Here is a 13,694-nt window from a genome sequence, read left to right on the forward strand (position 1 = left end):
ACGCAGTTCAGGCCGCTCGGTCGTCCTGGTCCACCCGGGCGGTTCAAGCCGTCCGGTCGTCCCGGTCCACCCGGGCTGCTCGGTCCGTCTGGGCCGTGCGCGCCGCTCGGGCCAGGCGCGCCGCTCGGGCCAGGCGCGCCGCTCGGGCCAGGCCGTCCGACCCGCCCGGGCCGCCAAGGCCCTCCGCACCGTCCCGGTGTGCTACGGTGCGTACAGCACGTGTGTACGTCCCTTCTGGGCGCCGTGCCTTTCCTCAGAATTCTTCTGAGCACGCGTTTCACCATCTTTCTCTCCGTGCGTTTCTCTCCCCGGCCAGGGCTCTCGGTCTCGTACCTACCTGCCCCCTTCGGGAGGGAAATCCGCTCGGCGGCCTGTCCGCGGCGCGATCGTGCCGCGCGACCCGAGGCCGCCGCCCGTCGGACGAGGCGTGACCACGCCGCCTCGCCGGGCCCCGCACCCGCCTGTCCGCGAAAGGACCCTCACCCATGACCAGCCAGACCCTCCGCAGCGGCGTCCTCGACCTCAAGGACACCTCCGCCAAGGCCACTCCCGCCAAAGACACCCCCCGGGCCGACAACGCCCGCACCCGCACCACCCGCTCCACCCCGGACGGGCACCTCCGCGCCGAGGGCTGCCTGCCGGGGCCCGACGACCTGCTCGTCCCGGCCGCCCTGATCCGCCGGTACGGCCTGCGCGCCGGCGACCTCGTCGAGGGCGTGCCCGGCGACAAGCCGCGCGTGCTGGCCGACGTCGCCCGCGTCAACGGGCACGCGCCCCAAGAGGCGGGCGCCAGGCCCCGGTTCGGCGACCTCACCCCGCTGCACCCGAGGGAGCGGCTGCGCCTGGAGACCACCGGCGACCGGGTCGCGACCCGCGTCGTCGACCTCGTGGCACCCGTCGGCAAGGGACAGCGCGGCCTGATCGTCGCCCCGCCGCGCACCGGCAAGACCGTTCTGCTGCAACAACTGGCCGCCGCCGTCGCCGACAACCACCCCGAGTGCCACCTCATGGTCGTTCTCCTCGACGAACGCCCCGAGGAGGTCACCGACATGCGGCGCTCCGTACGCGGCGAAGTGCTGGCCTCCACCTTCGACCGGCCCCCCAAGGCGCACATCGCGCTGGCCGAACTCGCCGTCGAGCGCGCCAAGCGGCTCGTCGAGGAGGGCCGTGACGTGGTGCTGCTCCTGGACTCCCTGACCCGGCTGTGCCGCGCGTACAACAACTCCGCCTCGGCGGGCGGCCGTACGCTCAGCGGCGGCGTGGACGCGGGCTCCGTGCAGGGACCCAAGCGGCTCTTCGGCGCCGCGCGGCTCGCCGAGGAAGGGGGGTCCCTGACCATGCTCGCGACCGTCCTCGTGGACACCGGATCGCGCGCCGACGACTACTACTTCGAGGAGCTCAAGTCCACCGGCAACATGGAACTGCGCCTCGACCGCAGGCTCGCCGACCGACGCGTCTTCCCTGCCGTGGACATCACGCCCTCCGGCACGCGCCGTGAGGAACTCCTCGTACCAGCGTCCGAACTGACCGCTGTACGGGGCCTGCGCCGCGCCCTGGACCTGCGCAACACCCACGACGCGCGCGAAGGGAACAGCGGCGTCGAAGCCCTCCTCGAACACATCCGCCGCTCACCGAGCAACGCCGCCTTCCTGCGGCAGGTCCGGGAGTCGGTGCCCAACGCCGTGGCGGCGTGAGCCGGTCACAGCTTCGAGAACCTGGCCCTCCAGGACCAGCCCATGTCGAGCACGGTGTCCCGCAGGGGGGTCTTCAGGTCCGCGGTGTCGTACTCGACCGTCTTCTTGATGCGGCGCTTTCCGTCCGGCCCCCGCTCTCTCGACCAAGAGTAGGACACCCACCGGAGCTGCCCTCGGCCCGAGGTGTACACGCTGCGGGACATCGACGTGAGCGGCAGCTGCCATTGGTAGTCGAGGGAGCGGACCTGCTGCTCGTCCGGCATCAGCCGCATCCGCGTCTGCAAGACCGAGTCCTCCGTGGCCGAGTGGAAATACTTGCCCCACGCGGGATCCGTGCAGTGCCAGTCCGCCACCAGGTCGGCGCCTTCGTCCGGGGTGCCGTGGCGGACGGTCCAGGGGGCATCGGAGCAATTAAGGTCGAGCAGAGCCTCGACGACCTCGTCCGACGTACAGGGCACGATGCCGTCGGGGGGACGCGCAACGCGTTCGAATCGACTGAAGAGACCCATGGGGGCAACCTATTCGGGGGAGTTTTCCGGACGCACCGAGGCCACGATGTCCCGGAAGTCCTCCAGGACGTCGTCGTGCTGGGTCGCGGTGGCGGTCAGGACCAGCCGGACCACCGCGCGGCGGGCCGGGTCGTGGACGTCCAGCAGGGACAGATACACCTGGGACTGCGTGAGCCGGCGACGCACGCCGCCGACCGTGGTGGTGAGAGTCAGTGTCTGCGTGAGGCCGGGGGCAGCGGCGGAGCCGATCTCATGACGGCTGACGACGTCGAGAGCCTCGGCGACCTCGCCGAGATTCCCCACCGACTCGTCCCCGATCTCGGCCAGGGTCGCCGTGTCCGGCCGGAACGTGCTGTCGACGGTCACGTTGGCGGTGAAGCCGTCGTCCGGATACGCGTGGAGCGCGACGAAGGCGGCGTCCGGGACACCCGTCCGCTCCGGGGACGCCGCGTGCCAGCCCTCCGGGAGCCGGAGCTCCAGGGGGACGGGCATAGGGCTGGGCATGGTGTTTCTCGCTTCCGTGGGCGTGGGAGTCTGCCGTGCGTGTCGGGGCCTGCTGTGGAGGGCTGGAGGAACAGGGTCAGGGCCGCAGGCCGCGCAGTCCGTCCGTGACCCCGCCCGCGATGTCCCTGACCTTCCCGGCGCCGTCCCCGAGCACGCCGACCGCGTCCTTGGCGGTGTCCACCACCTTGCCCGGCTCCACTGTGAACTCCAGGCCCAGGCCGAGACCTGCGGGCCCGAGGCCGAAGCCGCCCTTGGCGCCGAAGTGGTACTTTCCGTCTTCGCCTCTGGCGATCAGCTTTCCCTCCGCTCCGAGCGCCTTCCAGTCCTCATACGTGACACCCATGCCGATGCCGCCGATGTCGGCTCCTGCGGCGGCACCGTACTTCGCCCCGGCGAACAGCTTTCCCCCAACCTCGAACCCTTGCGTGAGGTCCACCTTCGCGTCACCGCCGGCTTCGCCTCCCGCGAACCCCGTCCCCCGGCCGTAGACACCGAAGTTCCCCGCCTCCGCCCGCCCTTCGGCCATGCCACGCACCCCCGCCGACGCCTCACCGTTGAGGCTGACACCGGTATCGGTGATGTCGAGCCCGCCCGTGATCCTGGCCCCGCCATAGACGTCGGCGAGGCCGGAGAACGTCCGGTGACCATCGGTGATCTTGCCGTCCGCGGTCAGGTGGAATCCGTCGGCCGCCAGCTTGGCCATGGCCTGCCTGCCGTACCCGGGACCGGAGAGGGAGGAGTCGATGCCGGGTCCGGTGAGGTCGAAAGAGCCGTCGACCCGCCACGACGGGTCTTCCGACGAGGTGCCGCCCGAGGGGACGCGACAGGGCTTGTCCAAGTCTCCGTCGGCGTGCGGGTTGAAGCCGGTGGCGCCGCCGCCGTTCGCGGGGACGCTGCCCGCCGCGCGGGCCAGCGCCCGGCGCACGCTCTGGTCGGCGTCGTCCACGGCCCGCACCGTGTCGGCGATCCGCTCGGTCCACTCCCGCTCCGCGATGCGCGCCTCGGCCATCACGCGCGCGTAGTCGGGGTCGTTGTCGAGGCTCCCGCCCCCCGAGTGCTTGTCCAGGCCGACGTAGGTGGCCCTGCCCGCGCTGTCGACCCGGAAGTCCTTCGCCTCGGCGTCGGCCACCAGGTCTCGCAGGGACTTCTGCATCGCCGACAGCTTGGTGTGCGCCTGCTTCAGGAGGCTCGCGAGGGCCAGCGCCTCGTGTCTGGCCGCCGCGTACTCGACCCCCGTCGCCCTGGCCGCCTTCTGGTGCGCACGGAAGGCCTCACCCTCCCACTTGCCGTTGGCCAGCGCTCGCGGGACCAGCTTCTCGTAGTCGTCCTTGAGTTCGCCGAACCGTTCGCCCATCTTCCGCCAGGCGTCGGACACGTCCGACAGCGGCGAGAGATCGGTGGTCGTCACATCCCGATACGTCAATGCCATGGTCCCCCCCCGGGATGTCACATGCGGTCGAAGGCGCTGGACGGATCCCGCAGTACGCCGATGCCCTCGACCCGGGACCCGACGCCGACGTCCGGTGCGTGCAAGGCGTTCTTCGCGCCGCGCAAGCCGTTCATCTCCTGGTGCAGGCGGCCGAGCAGCGCCGAGGTCTGGCTCTGCCACACCGTCATGGCCTCCGAGAGCCCCTTGTACGTGGCCCAGATCGTCAGGTCGCCGCTCAGCCCCGTCTCGGGCTTGCCCGAACCGTCCTGTGGCGACCCCGGCCCGACCAGCGGCGCGCGCACCTGACCACCGCCCTCGGCCATACGCCCGGCGGCCTTCGTATCCGGAAGCAGGCGGTTCTCCATGAACCGTACGGCGCGCTTCTTGTCCGTCGCCGAACTCGCGAGCGACACTTCCCCGGCGCCGCCCCACGCCGGATCCGTCTGCGCCAGTTGCATGTGCCGACCCGTGGAGTTCTCTGACTCCATGACCACCCCCGTGGATTGTTCCCACCCTGTTCGCGCCGTCGCCCGCGCATCGCTGGGTCAGTGGGCGCCGTCTCGACGTCAGACTAAGGTTCGAATGTCAATTCCCGTAAGTAAACTAGTGCATTGGCTCGATATGGCGGGTCAGGTCTTCGTGCGGCTGATGTTGACCCGATAGTTCCCGTCCACGTCCGCCCCCGCGACCGTCACCCGTACTCCCGAGGAGCGGTCGGTGAACGTCTCTCCGGGGGTGAAGGGCGCGTCCGAGAGTTCGGCGTGGACGTTCGGGCTGCGGGTGCAGCCGCCGCTGTCTTGGGTGGAGTCGAAGACCGTGACCGGGCCGTGGCCGGTGTCGACGTCCGCGTCGATGCGGTAGACGAGGACGCCGGGACGGCACACCACGTCGTCGTTGCCCGCGCGGGTGCGCACCTCCACCGCGTAGCCGGTCTTCTTGTTCACCGGGATGAACGCGAGCTTGGTGCCGCCGGTGCGGGCCAGCGGCGAGAGCAGGTGTTCCGTGGTGCCCGTGGCCGACGCGCAGTCGACCTGCTTGTCGTCGATCCACCCCAGCTTCCATTTGTGCCAGGCGAGCAGGTCGTTGTTGGCGCCCCAGTCCTCGCTCATGATGTCCCAGTGCCCGACCGCGCCCCCGCCGTCCTGCGTGTACAGGTCGGGAAGGCCGAAGACGTGGCCGTTCTCGTGCGGCAGTACGCGGTAGCCGGTCTGGTCGTAGTTGCCCGAGCCGTCGTCCTGGCGGCTGTAGACGAACGACGCGTTGGAGATCGGCACGCCGTCGGCGACCGGTGCCTCGTGGTTGCCCGCGAACGTCACCGACAGGACGGTGTCCAGGGCCGAGGGGCCCGCGTTCGGGGTGATCAGGACGTTCACCAGGTCGTACGCCGCGAAGTCCACGTCCGGGTCGGCGGCGGCCACGATGTCGTCGACCAGCTCCCGGTAGCCGGGATCGAAGGGGGCGCCGCGCTCTATCCCGTACGCCTTGAAAGGTTTCGGCATGCGCAGCCAGTCCTGGAGCGGTGCCTCGGGCCGGTAGTCGACGCGGCCGTAGGAGCTGGTGCGGAACCAGTCCGTGGTCTGCGGGAAGAACTCCCCGAGCCGGTCGAGCGCGCGGCCCTCACCGCGGGCGTCGGAGAAGTCGACCATCAGGTTCAGGGCACGGACCGTGCCGGTGGAGCGGGCGTAGCCGGGTCCCGTGGGAATGCCCTCCGACATCTGCACCCCGAGGTCCCCGCCGATCAGGCAGCGGCCGAGCGTCGTCGCCCTGGCCTGCGCGCTCGGCCCCGCCGCCGACGGCGGGTCGGCGAGGAGCCGCCCGGTGCTCGCCGACGCCGTGAGGGCGAGGGCGAGGACGGTGAGCCCCGCGAGCGCCGTGGTCGTGGGGGGCAGCCGCCCTGGCGTCCGGATGCCGCGGCGGTCCCGCCTGCCGGGGCGCCCGCGCACCCGAGCGGCTCGGCGGGAGCGGGCTATCGGCTTCCAGGTCGGCTGCTGCATCCATGGGCCTTCCGCTCCGCGGCAGCCCGCCGTCCCGAGCTGCACCCTCCGATCACCCTGTGTCGGGGGGTGCGCGGGCGCTCGCTGAGCGCGACCGATCGTGGGTCGTTCGGGTGAGCGGGCGGATCTTTCGGGAGGAATAGTCGGCTCCACCGGTTTGTGACGCAGGTCACGTCCAAGAGGGGAAATAAGCGGGGAGCTGCTCCCCGTTTAACCGGTGTCCGAGCGAAACGGGGATCCACTCCCCGGATCGCGCCCCCTCATATCGCAAAGAGACTGATCGCAGGCCCCATCGGGACCACGAGCCCCACCGGGACTTCAGGCCCCATCGGGACCACGAGCCCCATTGGAGCCGAGGGCCCCGCCGGGACCCCAGACCCCGCCCTGAAATTCGTTGGACCCGCCCCCGCGGACCCTGCGAATCTGAGGGCCTTTGACCGCATCGAGGAGTCCACCGTGGAAACCGCCACCGCCGTGCAGCGCCGCGTCACCCGCCCGCGGGCCGACGCCCTGCGCAACCGGGAGCGGATCGTCACCGCCGCCCGCGAGATGTTCGTCCAGCACGGCTCCGAGGCGCCGCTCGACGAGATCGCGCGCCGCGCCGGAGTCGGCAACGCCACGGTGTACCGCCACTTCGCCGACCGCGCGGAGCTCGTGCACCACGTCGTCCTGTACGTCACCGACCGGGTCACGGACCTGGCCGTCCGCGCCATCGACGCCGCCGACGCCGAGTCCGGCTCCGCGTTCGAGGCGCTGCGGGACTTCGCGCACGCCGCGGTGGACGAGCGCATCGGCGCCCTGTGCCCGATCCTCTCCGAGGCCGTCGACCCCGGCCACCCCGATCTGCACGCCGCCCGCGTCCGCCTCGAAGACGCCGTCGAAGGGCTGATGGCCCGTGCGCGCGCCGCGGGTCAGCTGCGTACCGACATCGCCGTCGGGGATCTGATGGTCGCCCTCTCCCAACTGACCAGGCCGCTGCCCGGCGCCGGCTGCCTGGTGGACTTCGACCAGTTCGTCCACCGTCACCTCCAGCTGTTCCTGGACGGATTGATGGCACCGGCACGCTCCGAACTCCCCGGGCACGCCGCGACCTTGGAGGAACTGCGCCACGACATTGACGAACGGGGGCAGCGGCGTGCGCGCCGCAGCGAGGAGGGCCTGGGTCAAAAGTAGGACCCGCCCCCACGACCAGGGGCCCATGCGCACGCACGCCTGAACGCTGTCTCGTTCACCCCGTACTTACCTCTTTGTCTTCCTAGGTGGATACACCCATGTCACAGTCACCCGTCACCGCACTCGCCCCCGACCCGAAGCGCTGGAGAGCACTCGTCTTCATCGCCCTGGCCCAGCTGATGGTCGTCCTGGACGCGACCATCGTGAACATCGCGCTGCCCTCCGCCCAGGAAGACCTCGGGATATCCGAGGGCAACAAGCAGTGGGTCATCACCGCCTACGCCCTCGCCTTCGGCGGTCTGCTCCTGTTCGGCGGCCGCATCGCCGACCTGTGGGGCCGCAAGCGCACCTTCGTGACCGGCCTCATCGGCTTCGCCGCGGCCTCCGCGCTCGGCGGTGCCGCAGGCAACGAGGCCATGATGCTCGGCGCCCGCGCCCTCCAGGGCGTGTTCGGCGCGCTGCTCGCGCCCGCCGCGCTCTCCCTGCTCGCGGTGATGTTCACCGAGGCCAAGGAGCGCGCCAAGGCGTTCGGCATCTACGGTGCGATCGCCGGTGGCGGTGGCGCCGTCGGCCTGATCCTCGGCGGCTTCCTCACCGAGTACCTGAACTGGCGCTGGACGTTCTTCGTGAACATCCCGTTCGCGATCATCGCCGCCGCCGGCGCGTACTTCGTGATCCGTGAGCCCTCCGAGGGCCGCAACCGCTCGCCGCTCGACATCCCCGGCGTGGTCCTCTCCACCCTCGGTCTGGTCGCGCTCGTGTACGGCTTCACGCGCGCCGAGTCCGACGGCTGGTCCGACGCCGTGACCGTGACGATGTTCATCGCCTCCGTCGTGCTGCTCGCCGCGTTCGTCGTCACCGAGGCCAAGGTCAAGTCGCCGCTGCTCCCGCTGCGCGTCCTGACCGAGCGCAACCGCGGCGGCGTCTACCTCTCGCTCGGCCTCGCCATCATCGCGATGTTCGGCCTGTTCCTGTTCCTCACGTACTACCTCCAGATCGTCAAGGGCTACTCGCCGGTCAAGACCGGCTTCGCGTTCCTGCCGATGATCTTCGGCATGATCGTGGGTTCGACGCAGATCGGCACCCGCCTGATGACCCGCGTCGCGCCGCGCCTGCTCATGGCCCCGGGCTTCCTGCTCGCCGCCGTCGGCATGCTGCTCCTGACGCAGCTGGAGATCGACACCTCGTACGCCGGTCTGATCCTGCCCGCGCAGCTGATGCTGGGCCTCGGCATGGGTACGGCGTTCATGCCCGCCATGTCGCTCGCCACCCACGGTGTCGAGCCGCGTGACGCCGGTGTCGCCTCCGCGATGGTCAACACCTCACAGCAGGTCGGCGGGGCCATCGGCACCGCACTCCTGAACACCATCGCGGCCTCCGCGACCACCGCGTACATCACCGACCACGCGGCCTCCGCCACCACTCCGGCGGCGCAGAAGCTGCTCGCCGCCCAGTCCATGGTGGAGGGCTACACCGCCGCCATCTGGTGGGCGGTCGGCATCCTGGTGGTGGCGTCGGCGATCGCCGCCGTCCTGGTCAACACCGGCGCCGACAGCGGCACCCCGGTGGCGTCCGGCGACGGTGAGGGCGTCGAGGGCGCGGTGAAGATCCCCGTCGTGGCGCACTGACGCCACCCGGACCCTGCGCCCTCCGGTGAGCCGGAGGGCGCGGTGCTCTCCGGGGACGGTCCCGGCCGGTGGCTCCCGCCGCCGGCGCTCCTAGCGGAGCCAGGGCAGGTCCGCCCCCGCCTCGCTCGGCTGAAGTCCCTCGGCGACGATCCTCATGATCTCGCCGAGGGACTTCTGCTGTTCCGGGCTGAGCCGGTCGAAGAGGGCCCGCCGCACCGCCCGCACATGCCCGGGCGCGGTGGCGCGCAGGACCTCGAAGCCCTCGTCCGTGAGGATCGCGAACTGCCCCCGCTTGTCGGTCGGGCAGTCCTCGCGCCGCACCCAGCCGCTCCGCTCCAGGCGGGCGACCGCGTGCGAGAGCCGGGACCGGGTGATCTTCGAGCTCTTCGCGAGCTCGGTCATGCGCAGCCGTCGCCGCGGCGCCGCGGACAGCTGCACGAGCAGCCCGTAGTAGACGTGCGGCATGCCCGCGTCGCGCTGGAGCTGACGGTCGAGGAAGTCCTCGAGGAGCGTGGCGGCGTGGATGTACGACAGCCAGGTGCGCTGTTCCTCCGCGTCGAGCCAGCACGGTCCTGCGGCGTCCGCCGACGCAGTGGATGGCGTGTCCATGTATCCCACTGTACGAGCCTTTCCTGTGTCTTTAGGCACGCACCCGGGGACTGCGTCAGGTCACCCGAGGGCGGGCGGGTTCAGCTCCACACCGCGCAGCGCCGCCGCCCGCGCCGCTCGGTCGCCCACGTCGCGCGCGGTGTCCGCGAACTTGATCGTATGGTCGTCGCCGTGCGCCGCCGCCCGCGCGAAGACCTCCTCGAACGTGCTTGTCCCCGCCTCGGCGTACGCGGTCCCGTACGCCGCCGGGGTCGCGGGCGCGTAGGCCGCGGTGACCGCGGCGCTCGCCGCCCAGGCCGCGTCGAGGGAGGGGGCCCAGAGCTGGCGGGGGAGCGCGGGCAGCGTGCGCAGGACCGCGTTCGGGGCGGTCGCGGCGTGCACCAGCATGATCGGCTCGCCGTGGCCGAGGGCGGCGTAGCGGTGGACGGCGGCGGTGACGAGGTCGGTGAGGCGGTCGCGGGCGGCGTCGGGGGTGAGGGTGGCCGGGGCGGCGTCGGGGGCGGGCGCGGCCGGGGCGGCGCCTGGCCCGTTGCCGGTCGCGGCGGCGCCTGGCCCGCTCCCGGTCGCGGCGGCGCCTGGCCCGTTCCCGGTCGCGGCGGCGGCCCGTCCGTTTCCGGTCGCGGGCCAGGTGGGGACCGAGGAGAGCTGGGCGAAGCGCTCCGGCAGGGAGCCGTCCTGGTGCGGGACGCGTGCCACCGCGTCGAGCGCGGCCGCCGCGTCCGCCGACGACGGCAGGGCCACGGGGGTGCGGTCGGGCAGCGGGGTGTGGCGGGCGGCCCAGTAGCCGAGGCCGTGGGCGAGTTCGGTGACGCGGGGCGCGGTGCCGCCGCCGGGGCCGAGCAGGGCGCGCACGGCGTGGCCCACCCGGATCACCGGGTGCGTGGAGCCGCCCGCGATGCCGGGGAGCAGCACCGGCCACCAGGCGGCGAGCACCTCCCGCCAGGGGCGCTCGGCGAGGGCGCGCTCGAAGTGGGCGATCCAGTCGGCGGCGCGCCGCGGATCGCCGAGCGCCGTGCGCCAGTCGTCGTCGGTGACGGGGGAGACGCGGGCGGGCATGTCCTCCAGCTTGGCCCGGTAGTAGTCGAGCCAGCGGTGCACGGAGTGGGCCCGGCCGCCGTGCACGAGGGACTCGACGGCCATCGGTCCGTGGTTGGTGAGGCGCCCCAGGCGCTCGGGGCCTGAGGAGTGCAGCCGCTGGAGGGCTTCGTCGAGGATGCCGCTGGTGTCGTCCATGGACGGCACGCTAAGCGGGACCCGTGACCAGCCGTAACGGTCTGGGGGACTAGGCCCCGGGCGGGAGGACTGGGCCCTTGGCCCGAGGACGCCGCCGGTCCCCGGCCGTGCGAGGGCTTCCGGCATCCCGGGAATGCCGGATTTGTACCGCTGCGCAACCATCGGGCGTTCCGGGCCGTCTTCCGGGTCGGGAGAGCGGCCGACGGCGGCACTTCTCCCGGTGGAAGCCCGCCCCGGTGGACGGCAGGGCGGGACCGGCGGGAAAGGGGCACCGGCTGTGACGGCGGTCTCAGATGTGAGGTGGTTGCCGCTGTGTGTCAGGGGCACCCGATCACTCCCGACTCCCGTCCTGACCTGCGTCTCTTACATACCGACAGCAGCGGACCCCGACGTGGAGCCGCACAGGGTACTGCATGATCACGAAAATGAGAGAGCGGCATGGGAATTCTGTCCGGATTCCAGTCGTTGTTTCCATCGGATGCAGGGCACCTGGGAAGGTGTGCCGTCCACCACAGGTCCAGCCCAGGACCGCACCGAGGACCGGTCCACGCCGGACCGACCAGTGACAACCACGCAAGGGAGCACGCATGGCAACCCGTGCCGTCGCCCGTCGTAAGTCCGCCGACACCGGCGAGACCGACGCGGCACGCAGTGTTCGCGCCGTAGGCGGCGAGATCGCCGACCGCGACCTGGTCGGCATGTACCTCGACGAGATCGCACGCACACCCCTGCTCGACGCCGCCAAGGAAGTGGAGCTGTCCCAGATCATCGAGGCGGGCGTGTACGCCCGGCAGATCCTGGACGGCCAGGTGGAGCGCGCCGACGCGACCGCCTCCGCCTCGCACGAGGAGCTCGAAGCCCTCGTCGCCGACGGCGAGCGCGCCAAGGACGTCTTCATCCGCTCCAACCTCCGCCTGGTCGTGGCGGTCGCCCGGCGCTATCCGCGCAGCGGCCTGCCGCTCCTCGACCTCATCCAGGAGGGCAACGCGGGCCTGGTCCGCGCCGTCGAGAAGTTCGACTACGCCAAGGGCTTCAAGTTCTCCACGTACGCGACGTGGTGGATCCGCCAGGCCATCACCCGCTCCATAGCCGACCAGTCCCGCACCATCAGGCTGCCCGTGCACCTGGTGGAGGAGCTGGGCCGGATCCGCCGCGTGCAGCGCGAGTTCAACCGCGAGCACGGCCGTGAGCCCGAGCCCACGGAGATCGCCGCCGAGCTGGCCTCCACGCCGGAGCGCGTCGTGGACGTCCTCGACTGGGCCCGCGACCCCGTCTCGCTGAACATGCCGGTGGACGACGAGGGCGAGACCCAGTTCGGTGACCTCCTGGAGGACACCTCCGCCGTCTCCCCCGAGCAGTCCGTCCTCACGCTGCTGCGCAGCGAGGAGCTCGACGACCTCATCGGCCGCCTCGACCAGCGCACGGCCTCCATCATCAAGATGCGGTACGGCATCGTGGACGGCAGGGAGCGCACGCTGACGGAGGTCGGCAAGGAGCATGGGCTCACGCGCGAGCGCATTCGCCAGATCGAGAAGCATGCGCTGCTTGAGCTGAAGAAGCTTGCCCGGGACACGGGGTTCGACGCGGTGGCCTGAGGCCAGCCGGGCGGGCGGGGGCGTTCCCCCGCGGTCCGTTGTTCGGCTTGCCTCTTCCGTGGTCCCGGTTCCTGAATCGGCGCTCCGCGCCTTGTCCTCAAGCGCCGGACGGGCTGGAACCGCTGGCTGAAGCGGCAGCCCGGGGGCGGGTTCCGCCCTCGCGACGGTCGGTCGACGTCGAGGGCTCGGTCGACGGTAAACGGGTGGGTGGGAGAACACCCCCCGCGGAGCGCGGGGTCAGGCGTCGCCCGCGGCTGCGACCAGGCGGCGGCCGAGTTCCCGTACGCGGAGGACGAGATCCTGCGGCCCATGGACGGTGAAGTCGCTCTCCACCCAGAGCAGCCGCGCCGCCACCCACTCCACGGGCTCGGTCACCGTCCCGCGCAGACGGCAGTGCCCGGCGCCGGTCGCGACCACCTCGCCGAGGGAGGCGGGAAGACGCCCGCCCACCCGGTCGAGGGGCGCCCGGAACTCCACGTCGACCTCGTACGCGGCGGACTCCTGCCGCCGCGCGAGCACACTGCGCCGCACATATGCCTCCGCACTGCCCCCGGGCAGCATCCGCGGGGCGAACCGCACCCCCGTGGCGAACGGCTCCGACACCCGGTCCACGCGGAACGTGCGCCAGCCCTGCCGCTCCAGGTCGAACGCGACGAGATACCAGCGCCGCCCCGTGGACACCAGGCGGTGCGGTTCGGTGAGGCGCCGCGAGGGGGTCCCGTCCTTCGCCTCGTAGGCGAACCGCAGCTGCTCCTGCCCGGCCGTCGCCGACGCCATCACCGTCAGCGTCTCCGGCGCGACCCGGGCGCCGTCCCCGACGGCGAGCGACATCGTCGCGGCGCCGAGCGCCGACACCCGGTGCCGCAGCCGTGACGGCAGCACCTGCTCCAGCTTGGCGAGCGCCCGCACGGACGCCTCCTCGACCCCGTCGACCGCGTGCCCGGCCCCCGCCCGCAGCCCCACGGCGATGGCCACGGCCTCCTCGTCGTCGAGGACGAGGGGCGGCATCGCCTTCCCGGCGACGAGCCGGTACCCACCGCTCGCGCCCTGCGTCGCCTGCACCGGATAGCCCAGCTCCCGCAGCCGGTCCACGTCCCGCCGCACGGTGCGCCGGGACACGCTCAGCCGCTCGGCCAGCTCACCGCCCGGCCACTCGCGGGGCGTCTGCAACAAGGACAGCAACTGCAACAGCCGCGCCGGTGTGTCCGTACCCGTACCCGTGCTCGTACCCGCGCCCATGAGGTCTCCCGCCGCCGTGACGTCCCGCCGGCTCCAGGATGCCGTACAACTAGGACACGACCTGACCTACATGACCCCTAGCCTTCC

Annotated in this window: 12 protein-coding genes; 4 read left to right on the forward strand and 8 right to left on the reverse strand. The window is 71.8% G+C overall.

Annotated elements, in window-relative coordinates; translation table 11 throughout:
* The first annotated feature begins 485 nt into the window (after window positions 1-485).
* The gene (gene rho, locus ACH4DX_RS22650) at window positions 486-1,694 is read left to right on the forward strand and encodes a transcription termination factor Rho (protein WP_398156430.1); all 1,209 of its coding nucleotides are present in this window, start codon (window positions 486-488) and stop codon (window positions 1,692-1,694) included.
* A 5-nt stretch (window positions 1,695-1,699) separates the two neighbouring features.
* Here the strand turns inward: rho and ACH4DX_RS22655 are convergent, their stop codons facing one another.
* The 5 genes from ACH4DX_RS22655 to ACH4DX_RS22675 form a co-directional block, all read right to left on the reverse strand.
* Window positions 1,700-2,203: a hypothetical protein gene (locus ACH4DX_RS22655; protein WP_398156431.1), complete on the reverse strand. Its 504-nt coding sequence runs from the start codon at window positions 2,201-2,203 to the stop codon at window positions 1,700-1,702.
* Window positions 2,204-2,212: 9 nt separating this feature from the next.
* Window positions 2,213-2,695, reverse strand: a complete 483-nt coding sequence (locus tag ACH4DX_RS22660; RefSeq protein ID WP_398156432.1) for a hypothetical protein — start codon at window positions 2,693-2,695, stop codon at window positions 2,213-2,215.
* An 88-nt stretch (window positions 2,696-2,783) separates the two neighbouring features.
* Entirely contained in the window at window positions 2,784-4,136 is a 1,353-nt protein-coding gene (locus ACH4DX_RS22665; protein ID WP_398156433.1) for a hypothetical protein, read from the reverse strand.
* A gap of 17 nt (window positions 4,137-4,153) precedes the next feature.
* Entirely contained in the window at window positions 4,154-4,624 is a 471-nt protein-coding gene (locus ACH4DX_RS22670) for a hypothetical protein (RefSeq protein WP_398156434.1), read from the reverse strand.
* 141 nt (window positions 4,625-4,765) lie between these two features.
* On the reverse strand, window positions 4,766-6,130 hold the full coding sequence (locus tag ACH4DX_RS22675) for a M6 family metalloprotease domain-containing protein (protein ID WP_398156435.1): 1,365 nt from the start codon (window positions 6,128-6,130) through the stop codon (window positions 4,766-4,768).
* Window positions 6,131-6,586: 456 nt separating this feature from the next.
* On the opposite strand from ACH4DX_RS22675, the gene ACH4DX_RS22680 reads away from it, so the two are divergent.
* Complete coding sequence (locus ACH4DX_RS22680) at window positions 6,587-7,303, forward strand: TetR/AcrR family transcriptional regulator (RefSeq protein WP_398156436.1); 717 nt, start codon at window positions 6,587-6,589, stop codon at window positions 7,301-7,303.
* Between the two features lie 98 nt (window positions 7,304-7,401).
* Window positions 7,402-8,931, forward strand: coding sequence for an MFS transporter (locus ACH4DX_RS22685; protein WP_398121366.1), 1,530 nt, complete (start codon window positions 7,402-7,404; stop codon window positions 8,929-8,931).
* 90 nt (window positions 8,932-9,021) lie between these two features.
* Here the strand turns inward: ACH4DX_RS22685 and ACH4DX_RS22690 are convergent, their stop codons facing one another.
* Entirely contained in the window at window positions 9,022-9,540 is a 519-nt protein-coding gene (locus ACH4DX_RS22690; protein WP_398121368.1) for a MarR family winged helix-turn-helix transcriptional regulator, read from the reverse strand.
* Between the two features lie 60 nt (window positions 9,541-9,600).
* Complete coding sequence (locus ACH4DX_RS22695) at window positions 9,601-10,773, reverse strand: questin oxidase family protein (RefSeq protein WP_398156437.1); 1,173 nt, start codon at window positions 10,771-10,773, stop codon at window positions 9,601-9,603.
* Window positions 10,774-11,360: 587 nt separating this feature from the next.
* On the opposite strand from ACH4DX_RS22695, the gene ACH4DX_RS22700 reads away from it, so the two are divergent.
* Window positions 11,361-12,368 carry an RNA polymerase sigma factor RpoD/SigA gene (locus ACH4DX_RS22700; protein ID WP_398156438.1) on the forward strand — a complete coding sequence of 336 codons (1,008 nt, stop codon included), beginning with the start codon at window positions 11,361-11,363 and terminating at the stop codon, window positions 12,366-12,368.
* A gap of 237 nt (window positions 12,369-12,605) precedes the next feature.
* Here the strand turns inward: ACH4DX_RS22700 and ACH4DX_RS22705 are convergent, their stop codons facing one another.
* Window positions 12,606-13,607, reverse strand: a complete 1,002-nt coding sequence (locus ACH4DX_RS22705) for a helix-turn-helix transcriptional regulator (protein ID WP_398156439.1) — start codon at window positions 13,605-13,607, stop codon at window positions 12,606-12,608.
* Between the last annotated feature and the right edge of the window lie 87 nt (window positions 13,608-13,694).

The sequence above is a fragment of the Streptomyces sp. NPDC017940 genome, from assembly GCF_044328435.1.
Classification (GTDB): domain Bacteria; phylum Actinomycetota; class Actinomycetes; order Streptomycetales; family Streptomycetaceae; genus Streptomyces.

Coding starts and splice junctions, on each gene's coding strand:
- ACH4DX_RS22660 (WP_398156432.1), bottom strand. CDS start 2,695: ATGCCCGTCCCCCTGGAGCTCCGGCTCCCGGAGGGCTGGCACGCGGCG.
- ACH4DX_RS22655 (WP_398156431.1), bottom strand. CDS start 2,203: ATGGGTCTCTTCAGTCGATTCGAACGCGTTGCGCGTCCCCCCGACGGC.
- rho (WP_398156430.1), top strand. CDS start 486: ATGACCAGCCAGACCCTCCGCAGCGGCGTCCTCGACCTCAAGGACACC.
- ACH4DX_RS22695 (WP_398156437.1), bottom strand. CDS start 10,773: ATGGACGACACCAGCGGCATCCTCGACGAAGCCCTCCAGCGGCTGCAC.
- ACH4DX_RS22705 (WP_398156439.1), bottom strand. CDS start 13,607: ATGGGCGCGGGTACGAGCACGGGTACGGGTACGGACACACCGGCGCGG.
- ACH4DX_RS22700 (WP_398156438.1), top strand. CDS start 11,361: ATGGCAACCCGTGCCGTCGCCCGTCGTAAGTCCGCCGACACCGGCGAG.
- ACH4DX_RS22670 (WP_398156434.1), bottom strand. CDS start 4,624: ATGGAGTCAGAGAACTCCACGGGTCGGCACATGCAACTGGCGCAGACG.
- ACH4DX_RS22685 (WP_398121366.1), top strand. CDS start 7,402: ATGTCACAGTCACCCGTCACCGCACTCGCCCCCGACCCGAAGCGCTGG.
- ACH4DX_RS22675 (WP_398156435.1), bottom strand. CDS start 6,130: ATGCAGCAGCCGACCTGGAAGCCGATAGCCCGCTCCCGCCGAGCCGCT.
- ACH4DX_RS22690 (WP_398121368.1), bottom strand. CDS start 9,540: ATGGACACGCCATCCACTGCGTCGGCGGACGCCGCAGGACCGTGCTGG.
- ACH4DX_RS22665 (WP_398156433.1), bottom strand. CDS start 4,136: ATGGCATTGACGTATCGGGATGTGACGACCACCGATCTCTCGCCGCTG.